Origin of the sequence: Paraburkholderia sp. SIMBA_053, from assembly GCF_046534895.1 — a bacterium.
Taxonomy (GTDB): domain Bacteria; phylum Pseudomonadota; class Gammaproteobacteria; order Burkholderiales; family Burkholderiaceae; genus Paraburkholderia; species Paraburkholderia caledonica.
Genome location: NZ_JAWRXU010000249.1, coordinates 1 through 350 on the forward strand (window position 1 = coordinate 1; position 350 = coordinate 350).

1 protein-coding gene is annotated in these 350 nt (G+C 64.6%); it reads left to right on the plus strand.

Translation table 11 applies throughout. The annotated features are described in order from the left end of the window. Positions 1-49: 49 nt before the first annotated feature. Positions 50-350: YbfB/YjiJ family MFS transporter (locus tag SB753_RS35480; protein WP_410804755.1), on the plus strand; the 301-nt coding region annotated here is incomplete at its 3' end.

The following is a 350-nucleotide window of genomic DNA, read 5'->3' on the forward strand; positions in this document are numbered from 1 at the left end:
CGTGACAAAACTTCCGCGCTGCGCGCGGCCTCAAGCGGAATCCGTACTCATGTCAACCGACGCATCACTTTCAACACCCGCCAGCAGTCGAGCCGCCGTATGGCGGCACATCTTCGCGGGCTTCTGCGCGAGCCTCGTCGGCATTGGGCTGGCGCGCTTCGCCTATACGCCGCTGATTCCGCCGCTCATTCAGGCGCACTGGTTCGCCGCATCGGACGTGGTGTATCTGGGCGCGGCGAATCTTGCCGGCTATCTGCTCGGCGCACTGCTGGGCCGTCCGGTCGCGCATCGTCTGACGAACACGCATACGTTGCGGGCCATGATGGTGCTGGTCACGGCGACCTTTCTGG